The following is a 20,288-nucleotide window of genomic DNA, read 5'->3' on the forward strand; positions in this document are numbered from 1 at the left end:
TTTTCTACAAAATTAAAGGAAGAATTTGGTCATTTAGAGGGTGATACTATCATTGGTAAAGATCATAAAAGTTCTATTATTACTTTAGCTGATATATGATCAAAAACCACAATTCCTTTAGCAACTAAAAATAATAAATCAGAAAATATTACAAAAAGTATAATAAAATTTATTTCAAAGTTACAAAAAGGAGGGCGTATCAACTTAATGGTTAGATTTAATAAAAACTTAAATGAGAGATAAAACTCTCATTTTTAATTGTTAAACAATTATAATTAATTATTTTATTAAACCAGCACTTTATTAAAGTAATTAATTATTACATAACTAAATAAAAAATTATTTAGGCTATTGTGCTGAAATTAACCAATAGTAATTTTTGTCATGCTCTTTGAAAATTTCAGAAATTTTGGTTCCCTTCCCCTAGAACCCCTACCCTCCAAGGCTTATGCTACTTACAGTAGCATAAGCCTTACGTATAGTAAGTAGGTAAGTATTTAGTTAGTAGTATATAAGCCTTTTATCACTGTAGGTGATAAGGCTTATACGTAGAAGTAGAAAGGATTCATAATGATTAATGTTAATTTAGATATTAAAAATAAAGTTAGAGAAACAACTAAAGGTATGTTATTAGAAATTGGTGAATATGAAACATGATTTCCTATTAAAGATACTACTATTAATAAAAATAATAAAAAAATAACATTAAAAATAATTGAAGATTTTAATTATAAATTAGGTAAAAAATCAATTACAAAAGATATTGAAAGTATTAAAGGTAGTGATATTTTAAAATATATTAAAAATATTTCAGATATTACTACTACTGAAAATGATTTAATATCTTGTACATTTTATGAACAATATAATGGTTATTATATTTTTACAAATGATAAAAATCAAGAATGTTTTAAATATAACATTACATGAGAACAAGATATGAAAAGTTTTAAAATAAATAATCCATATAAAGATAATGATAAACCAATAAATTATATTGTTACACCAATGAAAGATATAAATACTCATAATGAAAAAATATTTTATTTAAAGTATTAAAGGAAATTAAATATGTTATTAAATGTTGAAAAAATTGAATTAATAAAAAATTTATGTAATGAAAAATTACTTAAAAATAAAAAATATATTGAAATACAAGAAATATTAAAAATTATAGAAAGGGATTAAAAATGGAAGAAAAAGAAAAGAAAGAATTAATAGAACAAAAAATCAAAATAGCAAAAGAACATCAAAAAAAGTGATTAAAAATAAAAATAATTATTACTTTAATTTCAACTTTAATTGGATTAATAATTTTATTAATTACTGTAAGTAAATATTCTTAATTAAAGGAGTAATATTAAAGGAGTAATATAAATGCTTAATTTAAAAGAAGATAAAAGAATATATAAAATATTTGGTTCATGTGATATATGTCATAAAAATTCATCATTTGCAAATAGAACTTGTAATAAATGTTTTTATAAATTAATAGGTGAAAAAAATGAAATGTAATATTCATAATGAAAAATATATTTGAATTAGTGAATTAGATAATAGTTATTATTGTAATAAATGTATTAATGAAATGATTGAAGAAGATATGTATTTAACAAGTGAGAATTGAGATTACTTATATGAATATTATATTAATGAATTACAATTAGAAAATTTTAAAGGAGTGTAAAAAATGAATCAATTAGAATTACAAAATGCAATGAAATTAATAGAAAAATTTGAAGAATTACAAGAAGAATTTAATAATAAATATGAAGATTTAGAAATTGAAATTGATAATGATGCTGATTTAAAAATTAGTTGTGATTATTTTAATTATAAAAATGTAAATCAATTAGAACAAGTAATTATTGATTATAAAAGAATTATTAAAAGTTAAAGGAGATGAATATAAATGGTAGCAGCAGCACTTAAAAAACATCAAGATAAATTATTAATTAAAAATTTAAAAATTCGTCTTACTAAAAATGACCATTATGAATTAAAAACATATTGTTATGAAAGAAATATAACTATGAATGATTTTGTAAGAGATTTAATTAAAAATGCAATTAAATAATCAAAAAAATAATTTAATTTTTAAAAAAGAAACACATCAATATTTTATTCAAAATAAAGAATTAATATCAGTTAGTAAAATACTTGATTATTATTTAGGTAATTCATATTGTAAATGTAATAACTGTAAATATTGTTTTAATATCCTGAATTGTAAATATAAATGGGACAGTTTTTTAAAATAATTGTATTAAATCTATTGGTCTTTTATAAGATAGTGATTTTCTGGGTGTAGAATTAATTTGAAATGCTATAGTATTTAAATCTTTTTGTTTATATGAAGATAGATCTGTAGATTTTGGTAAATATCTTCTTAAAATACCATTATTATTTTCATTTAAACCTCTTTGACAAGGTTTACCAGGATCTGCAAAATAAATCTTAACATTACAATTTTTTTCAATTAATTTTCATTTACTAAATTCTTTACCACGATCAAAAGTAATAGTTTTAACTGTTCCTTTTTGTAACTTTGAAATAAATTTTATTATACTTTTTGTAATATTTTCTGATTTATTATTTTTAGTTGCTAAAGGAATTGTGGTTTTTGATCATATATCAGCTAAAGTAATAATAGAACTTTTATGATCTTTACCAATGATAGTATCACCTTCTAAATGACCAAATTCTTCTATATTTTTAATATTAGGAATGATTAAATTTCTTTCATGAATAGACTTACAATTATTAATTCTGCCCCTAGTTTCTTTTTGTTTGTGAGGTTTATTTTTTCCTTTTCTCAATAAGTTATTTTCATCAAAACCCATTCGATTTGTTTTAAACATGTTATATAAAGTTTTTGTTGAAATACTTTTTATTTTATTTTCCTTTAAAAAATTAGCAATTATATCAAGAGCATAATTTTTAGTAATTAACAAATGATTAATAGTATTAATTTCTATTAAAGTTAAAATTATTAATTTTCTACCTGCATTTTGTTTATTTTTTTGAATTTTATTCAATATTTCTAATGGTAATAAGTTTTGATTTAATAATCTACAAACTCTATGTACAGTTGATTTACTATAATCAATGGCTTTTGCTATTTTACGAATCGAAAATCCATAACTTTTATATTCTTTTATTGCTATTATTGATTCAATAGTCAGATACTTATACATTGTGCTAATTCCTTTCTTTTCTTAATTATAGAATTAACACAATTTAATTTTTATATAAGTGTCCTTTTTAATTTTACAATTCAGGTATTTATAATGCAAGAATTCGTGGTAATTGTGTTCATAAAGTAGCAGAATTATATTTTAAAAATATAAATATTAAAAATATAAGTAATCAAATTAAAAATATTATTAAAGATTTATTTTCACAAAATTATTTAAATTATTGTTATACATTATTAGATTATTTACCAAATAAATTTATTAATAATAATGAATATATTAGTGAAAAAATATTTAATTATGATATTGTTGCTGGAACACCAGATTTAATTTATAAAGAAAATAATTTAAATATAATAATAGATTTTAAAACTTATAAAGTTTTTACTAAAGAATTATTAGAAAAATCAAAATTACAAATAATAGCATATTATTGATTATTAAAAAATAATAATTATGAATTATCAAATATTCATTTTATATGTTGAGTTAAAGAAAATGAAATTGAATTAATAAAAGTTGAAATAACAAATAAATTATTACATGAGTGAAATATGGCAATAGCACTTTGAAAGGAAGATAAATATGGCAAATTTAATATTACCTAAAACAATTACACAAAATCAAATTAATGATTTTAAAAAATATTATGAAATTACTAAATTAAATGATAAAAAATTATCCACATTTAATCCACAATCATTATTAAATACATTAGCAACTATATTTGAATTAAATTTATCAAATAATCCAATTAAAAAAGAATTAGCATTAATACCTTATGGAAATGAATTACAAGTACAAATACAAGAAGATGGATTTTTAACTTTATTACAAAGAAGTAATTGTGTTATTGATTTTCAAAGAGAAATTATTACAAATAAACATATTTATAATGATAAAACAAAACGTTGAGAAATTAATCCAGCAAAAATATTTGAACCAAAAGAAATTATTGGTTATTATGGAATGATTTGTATTAAAGATTATTTAGGGAAAAATATTACTTTTATTAAGGGTATGACTAAACAAGAATGTGAAGAACATAGAAAAAAATATAGTAAAGCAAATGGTAATAGTCCATGAAATACTAGTTTTGACCCTATGGCTTTAAAAACAGTTATTAAAGCAATTATTAGAGATATTAATAAAAATCCAAGTATTAAATTAGAAAATCAAAATTTAATTAATAAAGCATTACAAGTTGATCAATCAGCAATAATTGATGAAGAAATTGTTTATATTGATAATCCAAATACTAATAATGTACTTGAAAATAATACAAATTTTCAACAATTAGAAGAAAATATAAATAAATTAGATAATTTGGTATTTAAAAATGAATAAAGAAAAATTAAATAATTATTTAATAAATGAGATTAATAAATATTATAAATTACCAATAGAAGAAGCATTAAAAAATTATAATTTATCAGCACAACATACTTTAAAAATAATTTATGAAAAAATTAAAAATGGTGAATTTGATAATGACTAATTATTTACTTTCAATTGACCCAAGTATTAAAAATACTGGATTTACTTTATGAGAAAAGAAAATATATTGTGATACATATACATATATATGAAAACCAATATTAATTAGTAGTTGTAGTTTTAAAAAAAATGGTATTGATAATTTTAATAGAGACATGCATTATGTTGTATATGGAACTTTAGAATTAAAAGATGAATTAACTAATTCTAAAAATAATTTTGATTTAATTATTGAACGTGGTACTTTTCATTCAAAAAATGGAATTGGTTATGAAACACAAGAACATTTAAGAGGTTTTATTGCTGGACAATTTAATAAATTATTAACAAAAAATATGTTAATAAGTCCTAGAACATGACAAAATTGATATTTAAATCAAGAAAATATTATTGATACATTAATCTATAATGAAAATGAAAAAATAGGAATTGCAAATCATCCTAATAATAAATGAAATAAAGATTTATCAATAAAAATTGTTAATTATTTAACTATTATAAATAATTGAAATATAAAAATATCAAATCATGATGAAGCAGATAGTTTATTAATTGGTTGATATTATTTAAATAAGGAGAATAAATAATGTTTATGAATTTTAAATTAAAAAAAATAACAAAAATTAATAAATTATTAGATGAAAGAGCTTCTTTTTTACATATGTATTTACTTTATAGTAATGAACAAATTAAAAAAGATATAACTATTATTTATTTAAATAATTACTTAAATAAATTAAATAAGGAGAATAAATAATGATATGTTATTACTGTAATAAAAAAGCAAGTATTAAATTAAATAATAGAAAATTAAAAGATAAAGATACTAAATTTGAAATGTATTTATGTAATAAATGTTGAAATAATAAAGATTTTGATTAATAGGAGAATAAATAATGCAAATAGCAATTTTAATTATATTTAGTTTAAATACAATATTAACTTTATTAACATTTATTTTATACTTACCTGAATTGTAAATATAAATGAGACAGTTTTTTAAAATAATTGTATTAAATCTATTGGTCTTTCCTGAATTGTAAATATAAATGGGACAGTTTTTTAAAATAATTGTATTAAATCTATTGGTCTTTTATAAGATAGTGATTTTCTGGGTGTAGAATTAATTTGAAATGCTATAGTATTTAAATCTTTTTGTTTATATGAAGATAGATCTGTAGATTTTGGTAAATATCTTCTTAAAATACCATTATTATTTTCATTTAAACCTCTTTGACAAGGTTTACCAGGATCTGCAAAATAAATCTTAACATTACAATTTTTTTCGATTAATTTTCATTTACTAAATTCTTTACCACGATCAAAAGTAATAGTTTTAACTGTTCCTTTTTGTAACTTTGAAATAAATTTTATTATACTTTTTGTAATATTTTCTGATTTATTATTTTTAGTTGCTAAAGGAATTGTGGTTTTTGATCATATATCAGCTAAAGTAATAATAGAACTTTTATGATCTTTACCAATGATAGTATCACCCTCTAAATGACCAAATTCTTCTATATTTTTAATATTAGGAATGATTAAATTTCTTTCATGAATAGACTTACAATTATTAATTCTGCCCCTAGTTTCTTTTTGTTTGTGAGGTTTATTTTTTCCTTTTCTCAATAAGTTATTTTCATCAAAACCCATTCGATTTGTTTTAAACATGTTATATAAAGTTTTTGTTGAAATACTTTTTATTTTATTTTCCTTTAAAAAATTAGCAATTATATCAAGAGCATAATTTTTAGTAATTAACAAATGATTAATAGTATTAATTTCTATTAAAGTTAAAATTATTAATTTTCTACCTGCATTTTGTTTATTTTTTTGAATTTTATTCAATATTTCTAATGGTAATAAGTTTTGATTTAATAATCTACAAACTCTATGTACAGTTGATTTACTATAATCAATGGCTTTTGCTATTTTACGAATCGAAAATCCATAACTTTTATATTCTTTTATTGCTATTATTGATTCAATAGTCAGATACTTATACATTGTGCTAATTCCTTTCTTTTCTTAATTATAGAATTAACACAATTTAATTTGGGAGCGTGACAAAGATGTCGATAACAACTCATTTCCCTTAAATAGCTCCTTTCTTTTTTAAACCCTTGAATTAAAAATAAATGACAAAAGACGAGAATAAAAATCTTGTCTTTTTTTTGTAATTGTAAAATTTTAAAATTTTTAATAACCGTCTTTAACGCTATTATCAACACGTGTTAGGGAACTAAAAAAGTGAACTACAACACAGTTGTTAAAAATAGTAGCTAGAACATGTGGACTTGCATGGATAAATAAAAAGTGGAGTGATACCTAATAAAATATACTAACCATTAATGGTAATCCTTGGGGTGGAAGCGGATTGGAAACTAGTATATATAGACCTGTTGTAGGGACCTATTGTATTAATTCTATTCTTTATTTAACCAACCTTGCCACCCACCCAGTGAGCAAGTGTTGGTTTTATTTTTTATTTTTTTTGAAAAATTTTTTTGGGCGAGAAAATAAATTTCAAACTTTTAAAAAAAATTGAGCGGTGCCGGTTCAATTAAAGTATTAATTTGTTAAACACAAATTAAATAAATATTGAATCGAATGCCTCGATTTCTTTTTAAAATTTCACAATTTATTTTTGAGCCCAGTTTTCATGGAATGAATAAAACGAATAGTAGTATTATTAATAATCTAAAAATCAAAATATATGTTCTTTATGCTACAAGCAACAGAACATATTAGGAAAGGATTATTATGCAAATAGAATTTAAAAAAGAACAAATTGTAAAAGATAAACCACAATCTATTCTTATTGATTATGGTGAATATAAATTACAATTTCCAAAATGAATGGTTAAAAATAATAGTTTTATTGTTGATGATAAATATACATATTGAGTTTTTAATTTAGAAAATATTAAAAGAGAATTAAGTGGTAATGAATTAATAAAATTATTAGAACCATATATTAAAGACCAAAAAATAACCTTTAATTTTGTAGAAAAGTAAGGCAATGTTTAGTAATCTGTGTAACTTACAAAAATAACTATGTTTAATTAATTCTAGTAAATATAATTAAATGACTAGAAAGAGTGAGTTACAGATGGCTAAAAAACAAAATATTAATAATAATGATCCAATATCAAAAGCAGTAGATTTATTATTAGAAAATACTGAAGATTTAACAACAGTTTTTAAAGAAGGGGGTTTATATAAAGAATTAACAAAACGTTTAGTTGAAAAAATGTTGAATTCTGAAATGCAAAATTATTTAGGATATGAAAAAAATCAACATAGTAATACTGAAAATGCTCGTAATGGTACAAGTTCAAAAAAATTAATAACTCAACAAGGTAAAATTGAGATTGATGTACCAAGAGATCGCAATAGTGATTTTACTCCTGTAATAGTTGCAAAAAGACAGCGAAGATTTGATGGTTTTGATCAACAAGTGCTTTCACTATATGCAAAAGGTATGACTCTATCTGACATTAGAATGCAGTTACAAGAGTTATATCATGGTGCTGATATTAGTGAAAGTGTTATTAGTCAAATTACTGATGATGTTATTGATGATGTCAAAGCATGACAAAATCGACCATTAGAAAGCATTTATCCGATTGTTTATTTTGATTGTATAGTAGTTAAAGTTCGACAAGATAAACGGATTATTAATAAATCAGTTTATATAGCATTAGGAGTTGATTTAGAAGGTAAAAAAGATGTTTTAGGCTTATGAATTAGTGAAAATGAAGGTGCTAAATTTTGATTAGCTAATTTCACAGAAATGAAAAATCGAGGCTTAAATGATATTTTGATTGCTTGTAGTGATAATTTAACAGGCATGTCAGAAGCAATACAAGCAGTTTATCCTAAAACAGAACATCAATTATGCATTGTTCATCAAATTCGAAATAGTTTAAAATATGTTTCATACAAACATCGAAAAACTCTAGTTACAGATTTAAAACCAATTTATAGTGCATGTAGTGAAGAACAAGCAATGCAAGCTTTAGAATCATTTGAAAGTAAATGAAATAAACAATATCCCCAAATTGCTAAATCTTGATATAAAAATTGAGAAAATTTGATGATTTTTATTAGTTATCCTGCAGAAATCAAAAGAGTAATTTATACAACAAATGCTATTGAATCTGTTAATAGTCAATTACGAAAAGTTATTAGAAACAAAAAAGCTTTTCCTAATGATATGTCAGTTTTTAAAATATTTTATTTAGCAATTGAAAATATAACAAAAAAATGAACATTGCCTATTCAAAATTGAAATACAGCAATTGCTCATTTTATGATAAAATTTGAAGACAGAATTAATCTGAACTAGTACTTTGTAAAACAAAGATACACAGATTTCTAAAAAGCCTCAAAAGTAATGATACATGATAAAGTGTTATTTTTAGAGAATTTTTACACTAAATAATGTTACTTTTAACAAATTTTTAATTAAAAATAATATTTTAAGTGTAAATTGATGAATAATTTTTGGTCATCCATACTTTTCTACATAATTAAAAAAAATAACTGTTAATAAACCAATTATTCCAAAAGAATATTATCTTAATGATATAAAACTTGAACCACTAACATTTTATGACCAGCATAATAGTTGATTTATGGGTGAAATAACTGATAACAAAACTAAAATTACTAATCCTTGTTTTAAATATAACATTACGTGAGAAGAAAACAGAAAAGGTTTTAAAATAAATAATCCATATAATCATAATGATTTACCAATTAATTATATAGTTACTTCTTATAAGGAAATTTCAACTCATAATGAAAAAGTATTTTTGTTGAACATGTAAACAACATAAATTAGATTATTTATTCTTTAATACTAATGATATAAAAACAAAAAAATATTTTTTAAGAGATAACAATAGTAAAGCAATTTGTTCTGACTGTATTTTAAATATTAGGTTAAGTAGGAGGTATAAATATGGATAAAGAATATTTAACTAAAAGAGGAACGATTTACATAACGGACAGTGATGATATTGAATTTAAAATAGGACTAATTAAACTGATTGATGATTTAAAAAAAGATAATTTAGTTTGTGGTCATAAAGAATTTATTGAAGAATGTAAATATTGTTGATGTAATTGTGATTTAGAAATTATTAAAACAATTATTAGAGGTTAACTTAATTAATGCAATATGAGTTAATTATCGGTATTGACCCTGCTGGTATTGGTAATAACGGAATTGTTATATATTCAAATGAAACTAATAATATTCTCTTTAATGAAACATTTAAAACTAAAACGGTTTTAGAAAGTAAAAATTTGTATAAAGAATACTTTTTATTAATTAAAAAACATTCTGATAATAAAAAAATAATAGTTATTGTAGAAAATTTCTTTTTAAATTCAAAACAATTATTAACTAATCCATTAGCAACTCCTAAAATTATTGGTGCATTAATGGTATTAGTAGAAGATATTATGAACTGAGATTATCAAGAAAGTGAACCAAAAAATAAAACTAAAATAGAAAATTATAAAGGAAATATAAAATTAACAAAACATGAACAAGATGCTTATAAGCATATTCAATACTATTTAAGGAATTATAAAAATGAAAGATAAAGCCAATTATGTCAAATTAACAGTAAAACTGAGTAACACTATTGAAGCAAAATATTATGAAAAAGGTAATAAAGAATTATATTATAGTGTTCGAGGTCAATGAAATGGTTTAAACTATGTTACTTTAATTTTTAATAACCCAAAATTTTATAGACGCTGTATTTTATTAAACAAAAATGATGAAATTATAGTAACTGGTGAAATCTTTAATAATTGAAATATGAATATAAATCGTGCATTTTGTTCAATTAATGTTAAATGATTTAAAAAATGAAAAGAGTAAAAAATGATATTATGAAAAATTTTATTAATAATACTAATATTAATAACATCTATAACACTAATAATAATTTTAATATTTATTATTAAAGAGTTAAAAAATGAATATAAAGTATTAAAAATATTAAGCGAATTTGCTAATCAAATTGAAAATAAGGAGAATAAATAATGAAATGTTTTCTATGCATGCATGGAGAAATATATTCTCCAAAAACCTTGTATAAAATAAAAAAATTGAAAAAAATAATTTACAAAGATAAAGATATTGATAGTGAAGATTTTAAGAAAAGATATTCATATCTTTTAAAAAAATTAGGTGATGGTGATACTCAAATTATTTGAATAAATTTATTAATAAAGCAAGAAAAAAATGATAGAAAAGAGAAAAAATAATGAATAGATGTGAACATGAAGATGTAAGTATTTAATTAGTATTTAGATGTGATAATTGTAAAGCTGTTCAGTTTCAACATCCAAAAAATAATAAGGAGAAATAATTATGAAAATTTGTAAAGATTGTAAAGAAAATTATAATTGACCAAATTGTGAAAATTGTTTTAAAAATAATGATAATAAAAATTAAAAAGAATAATAAATGTGGTTATGGTAGAGTTTATGCCCATAAATGTAATAACTTATGTAAGCAAAAACAAAATAAAAGAGTTAGGAAAGAGAGATTAAATTATGAATAAAGAAAAATTACTTAAATATATAAAAGATATAATTAAATGAACTAAAAAAATTAATTATACAAACTCTGATTTTGACAAAAATATTTTAAATTTATTAATTGAAAAAATAGAAAAAGGTGAATTTGACTAATGATAATATTACCTACTTTGTTTGAAAATAAAGATGAAATTGAAATATTATCACCATTTCCAAAAGCAATTCATACAAGTAATGATATTAGAGCAATTATTTTAAGACAATATCCAAATGTTAAATCAAAACACATAATTGTTTCTGATCCCGAAAGTAATGTTGCATTAATAGTTGGTGATAATGATGTTTATCAAGGTTGAATTAAAGTAACAGTTAAAAAATTAGAAATTAAAGGAGAATAAAATGCCAAGTATAGAAAATACACAATCAAATTATACTTTAACTAAATTAATAAGAACTGGTATAAGTCCTATTTGTGCAATGATTGGTACAAGTGCTTATTATGGTCAAGTAATTGCAAATCCAATATTAGGTTCAATTAATAGTTTATTATTTGGTAAAAAATTAGGTTTAGATATTTGAAATTTAAATCAAAGACCAAATACTAAAACTAAATTAATTAATAGTTCTAAAAAAATAGCATTAGGATTAGGAACAATTGGTTTAGCAAATTATAGTAAATGAACAGAAAATAATATTAATCCTATTATTCCAACAACACCAATTCCAGTAACTACTACAACTACAACAGAAGGTCCGCCATGATTACTATTAAATAAACAAGAAAATCAGTCATTAATGGATTGAGATACATATATTAGTTTAAATGCTTATGGTATTTCAAATCTTATTAGTGGATTAACTGAGTTAATACCTAATAAATTTGAAACAATAAGAAAAATTTGTAATATGGCTACTGGTGGTTGTTTAATTTCAAGTGGTGTTGCAATGGGTATAAATAATGATTTTAATAATGCTTATGCAGTACCTACCATAATTGCTGGTGCAAGTGAAATAATCCATAATTTACTACCTATGGAAACTACAAATCATATTCAAGAAATGCAAGAAACACCATTTAATAATGAAACTGCAAGATTAATTAATGATAATAGATTTTCAATTAATAGTGAAACAACCAGTCATTATGGTAGTGATAATATGAGCGAAGTACCATTAAATCACGATAATGCTTCATTAAATTGAGATTATAATCACATGAATTTATAAAGGAGGTGAATAATTTATGAATAAAGAAAAATTACTTGAATATTATAATAATGAAATTCAGACATATAAAGAGAGAATGGAACAGTTAAATAAAGAAATTGCCTTATTAGTAAGCATTATAAGTAATTCAAAATCGATGATTGAAAGAATTAATGGTGGTCAATTTGATGAATAATTAAAAAATAAATAATTGAAAGGAAAATATTCATATGAAAGAATTTTTACATGAATTAATAATTATTGGAACAAGTGTTGGAACATTAATTTGCAGAGAAATTATTGTTTTATTAAAAAGATTTATCACAACTCCAAAACATGTTAGAGCAAATAACAAAATTATCAAACATCAAAAAAAATTAGCAAAATTAAATGAAAAGATTAATAAAGAAAATAAATAATAAAGTGGTGATGTAAATGTTAGAAAATGAAAATAATGTTCAACAAACAACTGAACCTTTAACTGAAAATAATAACGATTCTTCACAAGAAATAGAAAATAAAGTTAATGAAGCAGAAAATAAGTTAAATAAACTTAATCAAGAAATTAAAGAAAAAGAAATAATTAATATATTTAAAAAATATCAAGTTAAAACTGAATTTTATGATTATTTAAAATTTAAAACTAATAATTTAGAAAATTCAAAAATTGAAGAAACTATTAAAAAAATGATTAAAGAACAACCAGTATTTAAAGAAACAATTAATACAGGTGGCAAACCACAAATAATAATAACAAATCAACAAAATTCAATTAAAAGTACATTATTGGATTATAAAAAAAATAATAATTTATAACAGAAAGGAAATCAAAAAATGGCAATACAATTCAATAAAAATTTAGATAATACCGAAAAATTAGTAGAAGCACCAGAATTTATAGAATTTTATAAACAATCAAATTCACCATGAGCAAGTTTTTTTCCTATCGAAATGGTTAATTCAACAAAAATTGAATTTATAGTTAAAAAACCAAAAAATTCAGAAATTAAAGTATTAAAATGAAATGATAAAAGCAAAGGATTAGATGTTAGTTATGCTGAAACTATTAAAATTTTAAAAGAAATTAAAGAAGAAGCAGTTGCGGGTGAAATAATTGCTAATGTTGATTTAAATGCTGAAAATGGACAAAATTTATTAAATACAATGCAATATGAAGTTGCTAATGACTTAGCAGATTATTTAGCAAATAATGACTTTAATTTTGTAGAAAAGTAATTATACATGATAAAGTGTTATTTTTAAAGAATTTTTACACTAAATAATGTTACTTTTAACAAATTTTTAATTAAAAATAATATTTTAAGTGTAAATTGATGAATAATTTTTGGTCATCCATACTTTTCTACATAATTAAAAAATAATGATACAAATGTAATTGCAAAATATGCAACTAAAATAGACATTACTGATAAAACACCAGTAGGATATTTAAAATCAATGTTAGATGCTTGAAATACTTTATTTCAACTAAGAAATAGTAATAATTGTCGTTTTTTTAGAGGCTTTTTAGTAATCTGTGTATCTTTGTTTTACAAAGTACTAGTTCAGATTAATTCTGTCTTCAAATTTTATCATAAAATGAACAATTGCTGTATTTCAATTTTGAATAGGCAATGTTCATTTTTTTGTTATATTTTCAATTGCTAAATAAAATATTTTAAAAACTGACATATCATTAGGAAAAGCTTTTTTGTTTCTAATAACTTTTCGTAATTGACTATTAACAGATTCAATAGCATTTGTTGTATAAATTACTCTTTTGATTTCTGCAGGATAACTAATAAAAATCATCAAATTTTCTCAATTTTTATATCAAGATTTAGCAATTTGGGGATATTGTTTATTTCATTTACTTTCAAATGATTCTAAAGCTTGCATTGCTTGTTCTTCACTACATGCACTATAAATTGGTTTTAAATCTGTAACTAGAGTTTTTCGATGTTTGTATGAAACATATTTTAAACTATTTCGAATTTGATGAACAATGCATAATTGATGTTCTGTTTTAGGATAAACTGCTTGTATTGCTTCTGACATGCCTGTTAAATTATCACTACAAGCAATCAAAATATCATTTAAGCCTCGATTTTTCATTTCTGTGAAATTAGCTAATCAAAATTTAGCACCTTCATTTTCACTAATTCATAAGCCTAAAACATCTTTTTTACCTTCTAAATCAACTCCTAATGCTATATAAACTGATTTATTAATAATCCGTTTATCTTGTCGAACTTTAACTACTATACAATCAAAATAAACAATCGGATAAACGCTTTCTAATGGTCGATTTTGTCATGTTTTGACATCATCAATAACATCATCAGTAATTTGACTAATAACACTTTCACTAATATCAGCACCATGATATAACTCTTGTAACTGCATTCTAATGTCAGATAGAGTCATACCTTTTGCATATAGTGAAAGCACTTGTTGATCAAAACCATCAAATCTTCGCTGTCTTTTTGCAACTATTACAGGAGTAAAATCACTATTGCGATCTCTTGGTACATCAATCTCAATTTTACCTTGTTGAGTTATTAATTTTTTTGAACTTGTACCATTACGAGCATTTTCAGTATTACTATGTTGATTTTTTTCATATCCTAAATAATTTTGCATTTCAGAATTCAACATTTTTTCAACTAAACGTTTTGTTAATTCTTTATATAAACCCCCTTCTTTAAAAACTGTTGTTAAATCTTCAGTATTTTCTAATAATAAATCTACTGCTTTTGATATTGGATCATTATTATTAATATTTTGTTTTTTAGCCATTTGTAACTCACTCTTTCTAGTCATTTAATTATATTTACTAGAATTAATTAAACATAGTTATTTTTGTAAGTTACACAGATTACTAAACATTGCCTTTTTTTATTACTAATAATCTTTATGATAGTATTGTTTATTTAGCTAATAATAAAGGATTAATTACTGATAATCAGATTGCTCAACAATTAAGATTAAATGGAAATGATTTATATATTAAAGGTGTACTATGTCAAATTGTAATGGATGATTATATGACATTTACTGATAATAATGAAACTAAAATTATGTCTTTTGTTTTAGCAACACCAAGAGCAATGAAAAGATATATGTTACAAAATACAGTTGTATATGTTCAAGATATTGCTGATGGTAAAGTTGGAAGAAGATATTTAGTTGGTGGAGAAGTAACTGGTGAATCAATACCCTATATAACAGATGAAGAAACAACTTCACGTTGAATGCTATGTGCAATTGTTAATAATGATAAAAATGATTTAAAAACTAAGATTACAAATTTAACAACTGATATTACTGCAAATGTTAATAACAATAATAGTGAATTAAATACACAAATAAAAAGTACTAATGAACTTAAATCATTAAATCCAAATTTAACAAATCCAACTATTAAATATTTTAGTGATGCACAAGGAAAAACTAATGTAAGTAATCAAAAACAAAAAGCAGGTGACTTATACATAGTTATTTCTTCAAATGTTAATGATTTAAATTATAAAGGTTCAACAAATCCAATTAAAATAACTCTTAAATAAAGGAAATTAATATCATGCCAATTGGTACAACTAGTACAGCAATACTTTTAAACATAAATAAACCAAAACATACTAGAACAAGTAACCAACAAGAAAATAAAAGTTTTTGATGAGAAATTTTAGAAATGATTGGTGTACAAGTAATAGCAGTAGCACTTGCTCCTTTTACTGGTGGTTTAAGTGAAAGTATAGCACTTGGATTAGGTGCAAGTGATTTAATTGCTAGTATTAGTGCTGTTGGTGTAGAGTTTTTAACTGATTTTACTATTAATCAAGTTTATGATTATTTAAAAGGAAATGTAACACCATTAAATACTTTTTTTAATATATTACCTGCATTTGTTGGAATTAATAAAATTAGTCGTGGTTATCGTACTACTAAATTTATTAAGTTAGCACAAAAAACTAAAACATTAGAACAAATTGGTGTTAAAGAAGCAAAAAATTTACAAGAAATTATTAGTCAAGTAAGTGGAAAAGAAATTTTAACAGATAAAATCATTGGTAATAAACGTTATTTATTTAATTATAGTTTGGCACCTAATCGTGAAACAATAACACAAAATTTAGGTTATGTTGCTGAAAAACAATTTAAAAATAATTTTAAATCTTTAAAATCACAACAAATAAAAGAATATTTATCATTACAAAATACATTAATAAAATTAAGTCCACAATTAACTCCAAAGTTTAAAATTAAAGATATTGAAAAAGCAAATAACTTTTTAAAAAAATATAATACTGAATTAAAAGAAGTATTAAAAATGAACCAACATGATTGATTAAATTTAGTTCATACAATACATACAGAGAATAGATATGGAAAAACTTTAATTTTAGATTTACAAAAAATTCGTGCTAATGCTATTAAATTTAATTTTAAAAATAGTTCAATTCATAAAATTGTTTTAAATGCAAATAAAATTTTTAAGTATTTTGATATTAGATTTTATTTAAAAAAAGGTTTAAATAAATTTTGAAAAGATACACCATATTTTGAAAAATTACGAGAAAGTATATATAAATTACAAGAAAAATTTGAAAAATTAGAAAAACAAGCATTTGAAAAAATTAATAAATTAAAAGAAAAAGCAACAGATTTATTTACTAGTGCAGAAAAAAGAGCAATTAAACATGCACAATTAATTCCACTAAATTCACCAGTATTTATGGGTTGTAAAATTCAACCTTTATCATTAGACAAATGTTTTAATTATGTAGAAAAGTATGGATGACCAAAAATTATTCATCAATTTACACTTAAAATATTATTTTTAATTAAAAATTTGTTAAAAGTAACATTATTTAGTGTAAAAATTCTCTAAAAATAACACTTTATCATGTATCATTACTTTTCTACAAAATTAAAGGACAAATGTGCAATTACTATTTATCATCGTAATCCTAAGTATAAACCAATTACAGTTGTTGATAGTATTCTTAAAGCAAAAACTTTTGTTACTCAAATACATCCATTTCATTGATATCGTTGATATAGTGGTTGATACATTGGTTATGGTGTTAATCGTAATAAATGATTAAAAGCAATAGCATTTACTCCACCAGTGGTGCAACAAGTAATTAGAGATAGTTTTAAAGTATATAGAGAAATATTTAGAACTATTAGAACTTATCATAAAGTTGTAAATGTTATTAATAATCCTATTGAAAATATTAATAAATCATTTAAAAGTGTTGGTTTAAAATTTTCAGTTAATACTTTATTTGGTACTGGACTATTACATCATTTAGAAAAATTTGCATATAGTCAAGTTGTAGAAAAAGGTAAGAAAAAATTACAAAAAGAAATTATCCATATATCACATAGGAAAACTAAAACAAAAACTAAACATTATAAAAAAGCATTTTTTAAGGAATGATAAATTATGATTAATAAACTTTGAACTGATGTCAGTCTTGAAAATTATAATAACTGATATCCATTAACTGGAAAAATTACAGAAACTCCATCTCAATATATAAATACATGACCTAATGTCAAAGACTGATTTACAACTTTTGCTATTCGCGCTCAAAATGATATTAATGCTTATCTTGATTTTATTTTATCTAAATTTCCTTTTGATAGTTTTAAAGATGAATTAATTAAAGAAACATTAAGAGATATGGTTTATGTAATGGTTGAACATTGAGTATTTAATCGTACACCAATTGAATTTAATGTTGATGCTACTATTCAATTCAATAATGGTACATCATTTAATGCAAGTAGTATTCCTACAATTAATGTTTGAGATTTAGCACCAAGTAGAATGAAAATATGAGCAAGATTAACAGAATTAAAACAAGTATTTTCAAATTATAATCAAGATGAAATAGATATTGAAAAAATTGACTTAAAAGTATTTTATACTAGAAATCAAGTTGATGAATTAATTAAAGAACAAAAAGAATTTACATTATCAAAACAAATAAAATTATATGATGATTTAGTTAATGATAACGAAAATGAGATATATAGGGGTCGTGTTACAAACTTTATAAATAAAGGTTATGTTGCAACTGATTATGACCCAAAAACTGAAACAATGATTTTAGATTGACCTGATGAAATTGGTACATTACCACCAGAAGCATTACAAAATAATCCACAAATTGGTGATTTTACTCATGCTGCGACTGCTGACTTTTCTGCTAAACAACAAAAAAGAATTACTACTAATGAAAATAGTATTAAATTATTAGAAAATAAAGTTGATATTAATAAACAAAATATTGATGATATTAAAAATAATTGATTTAATATTGAAACTAGTCCTTTATGAAAAAAAGTTAAAAATGAAAATATTAAAACAGATATATGATATATTATTGATTGAACATATTATTTTATCGATAGTAAACAACTTATTATAAGTAATAATAAATTAACTAAATCTAATATAAGAATTACTAATCATCAAATAGAAAATAGACAAATAATAATTGAAAAAATTGATGTTAATATTGACAAAGTAATGTTATTATATGATGATAATTCAATAAAATTTATTGTTAATAATAGCACAAAAAAGTATACACCAATAATTCATAATATATATCAATATCAAGGTACTGGAACACCAACTGAATTTATAGCAGAAGAAAGTACTGAACGTGATTATTATACAAAACTAGAAACTAATAATTTATTAGATAAAAAACAAGATAAATTAATTGCTGGTACTAATATAACTATTGATGAAAATAATAAAATTAGTGCTACTGGTCGTAAAACCGATTTAACTGATTATTATAAAAAAGAAGAAGTAGATAAAAAATTAGAAGACACAGAAAAAAAGTTTCCAGTAGCATTTCAATTGAATGCTGTAAGTCAAGAAATCCCTAATTTAGAAACTATTAATAAAACTGTTGCTGGTGCTATTAATGAAAATAAAGCAAATATTGATAAAAAACAAGATAAAGAAATATGAAAAGTAATAAGTAAAAGTAAAAATAATCGTGAATGAGATACGTTTGAAATTAATTTTAATACTGTATATAGAGTAATTATAACATTAGATGAATTACCAGTAAATCAAGCAAATATAAAGCATAAAGTAGAATTTAAAACTGGTAATTATTTAGGTGGAGATTATTTACTTGCAAAATTTAAAATTAAAGATGAAGATGTAATATTAACTTTAACTGTTAGAGAAAGTAGTTTTAATTGTAGTTTATATTTAAAAGGTGGAGATATTAATTATGGTGCTATTCTTTCATTAGAAGAATTACAAAATACAATTAAAGTTGATGTTACACCAAAATTAAAAATTAATTCAAGAAGTTTAAAAACTAATGAAATAGAAGAAAATTATTGAGATATTGAATTACCAGATAATCCAACACCAAGTCCAAATAATCAACAATGAAAAGATGTAGGAACAAGAGAAAAAAATAAATGAGATAATTGACAAATTACTTATGATTTTATAGTTAATAAACATTATAGAGTTTATTATTCTTGAAGTATATATAATCCAGTTTATACTATTCAAGAATTTATTATAACGGATAACAAAATTGCTGGTGTACCAATACAAACCTTTAATGATAGTGTTAATATAGTAATTTTATCAGTTCAACATGCTAAATTGATTACTATTTATAGTGGAAAAGGTAATTTAAAAGGTAATGTATGAAAATTAGAAGAATTATAGGAATAATATTATGTTTTTTAAAATTATAAAAATTATTTTAGGTTTAATTGGAGTAATTCTATCATCAGCAACTGCTGGTTTAATTATATTTA

34 protein-coding genes and 2 pseudogenes are annotated in these 20,288 nt (G+C 21.9%); 31 read left to right on the forward strand and 5 right to left on the reverse strand.

Going from position 1 to position 20,288, the window contains the following annotated elements; genetic code table 4:
• Positions 1-18: 18 nt before the first annotated feature.
• The 8 genes and pseudogenes from AAHH39_RS10220 to AAHH39_RS10255 all read left to right on the forward strand — a co-directional run.
• Positions 19-192: pseudogene (locus AAHH39_RS10220) on the forward strand (IS30 family transposase); the annotation flags it as partial.
• Positions 193-570: 378 nt separating this feature from the next.
• The gene (locus AAHH39_RS10225; RefSeq protein ID WP_342218004.1) at positions 571-1,059 is read left to right on the forward strand and encodes a hypothetical protein; all 489 of its coding nucleotides are present in this window, start codon (positions 571-573) and stop codon (positions 1,057-1,059) included.
• Between the two features lie 131 nt (positions 1,060-1,190).
• Positions 1,191-1,346, forward strand: coding sequence for a hypothetical protein (locus tag AAHH39_RS10230; protein WP_342217561.1), 156 nt, complete (start codon positions 1,191-1,193; stop codon positions 1,344-1,346).
• A gap of 31 nt (positions 1,347-1,377) precedes the next feature.
• A complete protein-coding gene (locus AAHH39_RS10235; RefSeq protein ID WP_342218005.1) occupies positions 1,378-1,515 on the forward strand; it encodes a hypothetical protein in 138 nt (45 codons plus the stop codon).
• A complete protein-coding gene (locus AAHH39_RS10240; protein ID WP_342217559.1) occupies positions 1,505-1,687 on the forward strand; it encodes a hypothetical protein in 183 nt (60 codons plus the stop codon). Before AAHH39_RS10235 ends, AAHH39_RS10240 begins: the two co-directional genes overlap by 11 nt.
• Before the next feature lie 3 nt (positions 1,688-1,690).
• The gene (locus AAHH39_RS10245) at positions 1,691-1,897 is read left to right on the forward strand and encodes a hypothetical protein (RefSeq protein WP_342218006.1); all 207 of its coding nucleotides are present in this window, start codon (positions 1,691-1,693) and stop codon (positions 1,895-1,897) included.
• Positions 1,898-1,912: 15 nt separating this feature from the next.
• On the forward strand, positions 1,913-2,077 hold the full coding sequence (locus AAHH39_RS10250) for a hypothetical protein (protein WP_342218007.1): 165 nt from the start codon (positions 1,913-1,915) through the stop codon (positions 2,075-2,077).
• Positions 2,064-2,261 carry a hypothetical protein gene (locus tag AAHH39_RS10255; protein WP_342218008.1) on the forward strand — a complete coding sequence of 66 codons (198 nt, stop codon included), beginning with the start codon at positions 2,064-2,066 and terminating at the stop codon, positions 2,259-2,261. Before AAHH39_RS10250 ends, AAHH39_RS10255 begins: the two co-directional genes overlap by 14 nt.
• On the opposite strand, the gene AAHH39_RS10260 is transcribed toward AAHH39_RS10255, so the two are convergent.
• Positions 2,253-3,197 carry an IS30 family transposase gene (locus tag AAHH39_RS10260; protein WP_342217458.1) on the reverse strand — a complete coding sequence of 315 codons (945 nt, stop codon included), beginning with the start codon at positions 3,195-3,197 and terminating at the stop codon, positions 2,253-2,255. The genes AAHH39_RS10255 and AAHH39_RS10260 overlap by 9 nt on opposite strands.
• A gap of 585 nt (positions 3,198-3,782) precedes the next feature.
• Here AAHH39_RS10260 and AAHH39_RS10265 point away from each other — a divergent pair.
• From AAHH39_RS10265 to AAHH39_RS10285, 5 genes are read left to right on the forward strand one after another with little or no spacing between them, the layout of a single operon-like run.
• Positions 3,783-4,544, forward strand: a complete 762-nt coding sequence (locus AAHH39_RS10265; protein ID WP_342218009.1) for a RecT family recombinase — start codon at positions 3,783-3,785, stop codon at positions 4,542-4,544.
• A complete protein-coding gene (locus AAHH39_RS10270) occupies positions 4,537-4,695 on the forward strand; it encodes a hypothetical protein (protein WP_342217554.1) in 159 nt (52 codons plus the stop codon). The genes AAHH39_RS10265 and AAHH39_RS10270 overlap by 8 nt, the downstream gene beginning before the upstream one ends.
• A complete protein-coding gene (locus tag AAHH39_RS10275) occupies positions 4,688-5,281 on the forward strand; it encodes a hypothetical protein (RefSeq protein WP_342218010.1) in 594 nt (197 codons plus the stop codon). Before AAHH39_RS10270 ends, AAHH39_RS10275 begins: the two co-directional genes overlap by 8 nt.
• Positions 5,281-5,451 (forward strand): hypothetical protein, encoded by a 171-nt coding sequence (locus tag AAHH39_RS10280; protein WP_342218011.1) that lies wholly within the window; start codon positions 5,281-5,283, stop codon positions 5,449-5,451. Before AAHH39_RS10275 ends, AAHH39_RS10280 begins: the two co-directional genes overlap by 1 nt.
• Entirely contained in the window at positions 5,451-5,576 is a 126-nt protein-coding gene (locus tag AAHH39_RS10285; protein ID WP_342218012.1) for a hypothetical protein, read from the forward strand. The genes AAHH39_RS10280 and AAHH39_RS10285 overlap by 1 nt, the downstream gene beginning before the upstream one ends.
• Positions 5,577-5,756: 180 nt before the next feature.
• Here AAHH39_RS10285 and AAHH39_RS10290 read toward each other — a convergent pair whose 3' ends face one another.
• On the reverse strand, positions 5,757-6,701 hold the full coding sequence (locus AAHH39_RS10290) for an IS30 family transposase (protein ID WP_342217458.1): 945 nt from the start codon (positions 6,699-6,701) through the stop codon (positions 5,757-5,759).
• A 756-nt stretch (positions 6,702-7,457) separates the two neighbouring features.
• Between AAHH39_RS10290 and AAHH39_RS10295 the strand changes: the two genes are divergently transcribed.
• Both AAHH39_RS10295 and AAHH39_RS10300 read left to right on the forward strand, forming a co-directional pair.
• Positions 7,458-7,712: a hypothetical protein gene (locus AAHH39_RS10295; RefSeq protein ID WP_342218013.1), complete on the forward strand. Its 255-nt coding sequence runs from the start codon at positions 7,458-7,460 to the stop codon at positions 7,710-7,712.
• Between the two features lie 94 nt (positions 7,713-7,806).
• Complete coding sequence (locus tag AAHH39_RS10300) at positions 7,807-9,045, forward strand: IS256 family transposase (RefSeq protein WP_342219298.1); 1,239 nt, start codon at positions 7,807-7,809, stop codon at positions 9,043-9,045.
• Between the two features lie 72 nt (positions 9,046-9,117).
• On the opposite strand, the pseudogene AAHH39_RS13500 reads toward AAHH39_RS10300, so the two are convergent.
• Positions 9,118-9,246: pseudogene (locus tag AAHH39_RS13500) on the reverse strand (IS30 family transposase); the annotation flags it as partial.
• Positions 9,247-9,334: 88 nt separating this feature from the next.
• Between AAHH39_RS13500 and AAHH39_RS10305 the strand changes: the two are divergent.
• The 12 genes from AAHH39_RS10305 (at position 9,335) to AAHH39_RS10360 (ending at position 13,703) form a co-directional block, all read left to right on the forward strand.
• On the forward strand, positions 9,335-9,529 hold the full coding sequence (locus AAHH39_RS10305) for a hypothetical protein (RefSeq protein ID WP_338986661.1): 195 nt from the start codon (positions 9,335-9,337) through the stop codon (positions 9,527-9,529).
• A 134-nt stretch (positions 9,530-9,663) separates the two neighbouring features.
• The gene (locus tag AAHH39_RS10310; RefSeq protein WP_342218014.1) at positions 9,664-9,867 is read left to right on the forward strand and encodes a hypothetical protein; all 204 of its coding nucleotides are present in this window, start codon (positions 9,664-9,666) and stop codon (positions 9,865-9,867) included.
• 8 nt (positions 9,868-9,875) lie between these two features.
• Positions 9,876-10,313 (forward strand): hypothetical protein, encoded by a 438-nt coding sequence (locus AAHH39_RS10315; RefSeq protein ID WP_342218015.1) that lies wholly within the window; start codon positions 9,876-9,878, stop codon positions 10,311-10,313.
• The gene (locus AAHH39_RS10320) at positions 10,303-10,596 is read left to right on the forward strand and encodes a hypothetical protein (RefSeq protein WP_342218016.1); all 294 of its coding nucleotides are present in this window, start codon (positions 10,303-10,305) and stop codon (positions 10,594-10,596) included. The genes AAHH39_RS10315 and AAHH39_RS10320 overlap by 11 nt, the downstream gene beginning before the upstream one ends.
• A 164-nt stretch (positions 10,597-10,760) precedes the next feature.
• Positions 10,761-10,985: a hypothetical protein gene (locus AAHH39_RS10325; RefSeq protein ID WP_342218017.1), complete on the forward strand. Its 225-nt coding sequence runs from the start codon at positions 10,761-10,763 to the stop codon at positions 10,983-10,985.
• Positions 10,986-11,276: 291 nt separating this feature from the next.
• On the forward strand, positions 11,277-11,414 hold the full coding sequence (locus AAHH39_RS10330; RefSeq protein ID WP_342218018.1) for a hypothetical protein: 138 nt from the start codon (positions 11,277-11,279) through the stop codon (positions 11,412-11,414).
• Positions 11,414-11,659 (forward strand): hypothetical protein, encoded by a 246-nt coding sequence (locus tag AAHH39_RS10335; RefSeq protein ID WP_286640816.1) that lies wholly within the window; start codon positions 11,414-11,416, stop codon positions 11,657-11,659. Before AAHH39_RS10330 ends, AAHH39_RS10335 begins: the two co-directional genes overlap by 1 nt.
• A gap of 1 nt (position 11,660) precedes the next feature.
• Positions 11,661-12,488 (forward strand): hypothetical protein, encoded by an 828-nt coding sequence (locus AAHH39_RS10340; RefSeq protein ID WP_342218019.1) that lies wholly within the window; start codon positions 11,661-11,663, stop codon positions 12,486-12,488.
• Positions 12,489-12,504: 16 nt separating this feature from the next.
• Positions 12,505-12,663 (forward strand): hypothetical protein, encoded by a 159-nt coding sequence (locus tag AAHH39_RS10345; protein WP_281747961.1) that lies wholly within the window; start codon positions 12,505-12,507, stop codon positions 12,661-12,663.
• A gap of 34 nt (positions 12,664-12,697) precedes the next feature.
• Entirely contained in the window at positions 12,698-12,886 is a 189-nt protein-coding gene (locus AAHH39_RS10350) for a hypothetical protein (RefSeq protein ID WP_174480113.1), read from the forward strand.
• Between the two features lie 16 nt (positions 12,887-12,902).
• The gene (locus AAHH39_RS10355; RefSeq protein ID WP_342218021.1) at positions 12,903-13,283 is read left to right on the forward strand and encodes a hypothetical protein; all 381 of its coding nucleotides are present in this window, start codon (positions 12,903-12,905) and stop codon (positions 13,281-13,283) included.
• An 18-nt stretch (positions 13,284-13,301) separates the two neighbouring features.
• Positions 13,302-13,703: a hypothetical protein gene (locus AAHH39_RS10360; protein ID WP_342218022.1), complete on the forward strand. Its 402-nt coding sequence runs from the start codon at positions 13,302-13,304 to the stop codon at positions 13,701-13,703.
• A gap of 23 nt (positions 13,704-13,726) precedes the next feature.
• Here AAHH39_RS10360 and AAHH39_RS10365 read toward each other — a convergent pair whose 3' ends face one another.
• Positions 13,727-13,891 (reverse strand): hypothetical protein, encoded by a 165-nt coding sequence (locus AAHH39_RS10365; protein WP_342218023.1) that lies wholly within the window; start codon positions 13,889-13,891, stop codon positions 13,727-13,729.
• A 136-nt stretch (positions 13,892-14,027) separates the two neighbouring features.
• The gene (locus AAHH39_RS10370) at positions 14,028-15,266 is read right to left on the reverse strand and encodes an IS256 family transposase (protein WP_342219315.1); all 1,239 of its coding nucleotides are present in this window, start codon (positions 15,264-15,266) and stop codon (positions 14,028-14,030) included.
• Between the two features lie 89 nt (positions 15,267-15,355).
• Here AAHH39_RS10370 and AAHH39_RS10375 point away from each other — a divergent pair, with 89 nt between their 5' ends.
• The 4 genes from AAHH39_RS10375 to AAHH39_RS10390 are packed head-to-tail and all read left to right on the forward strand — an operon-like array spanning position 15,356 to position 20,196.
• Positions 15,356-16,036: a hypothetical protein gene (locus AAHH39_RS10375; RefSeq protein ID WP_342218024.1), complete on the forward strand. Its 681-nt coding sequence runs from the start codon at positions 15,356-15,358 to the stop codon at positions 16,034-16,036.
• A gap of 14 nt (positions 16,037-16,050) precedes the next feature.
• On the forward strand, positions 16,051-17,361 hold the full coding sequence (locus tag AAHH39_RS10380; protein ID WP_342218025.1) for a hypothetical protein: 1,311 nt from the start codon (positions 16,051-16,053) through the stop codon (positions 17,359-17,361).
• A 15-nt stretch (positions 17,362-17,376) separates the two neighbouring features.
• Positions 17,377-17,919, forward strand: a complete 543-nt coding sequence (locus tag AAHH39_RS10385; RefSeq protein WP_342218026.1) for a hypothetical protein — start codon at positions 17,377-17,379, stop codon at positions 17,917-17,919.
• A 3-nt stretch (positions 17,920-17,922) separates the two neighbouring features.
• The gene (locus AAHH39_RS10390) at positions 17,923-20,196 is read left to right on the forward strand and encodes a hypothetical protein (protein WP_342218027.1); all 2,274 of its coding nucleotides are present in this window, start codon (positions 17,923-17,925) and stop codon (positions 20,194-20,196) included.
• Positions 20,197-20,288 lie beyond the last annotated feature (92 nt).

The organism is Spiroplasma endosymbiont of Amphimallon solstitiale, from assembly GCF_964030965.1.
GTDB lineage: Bacteria > Bacillota_I > Bacilli_A > Mycoplasmatales > VBWQ01 > Spiroplasma_E.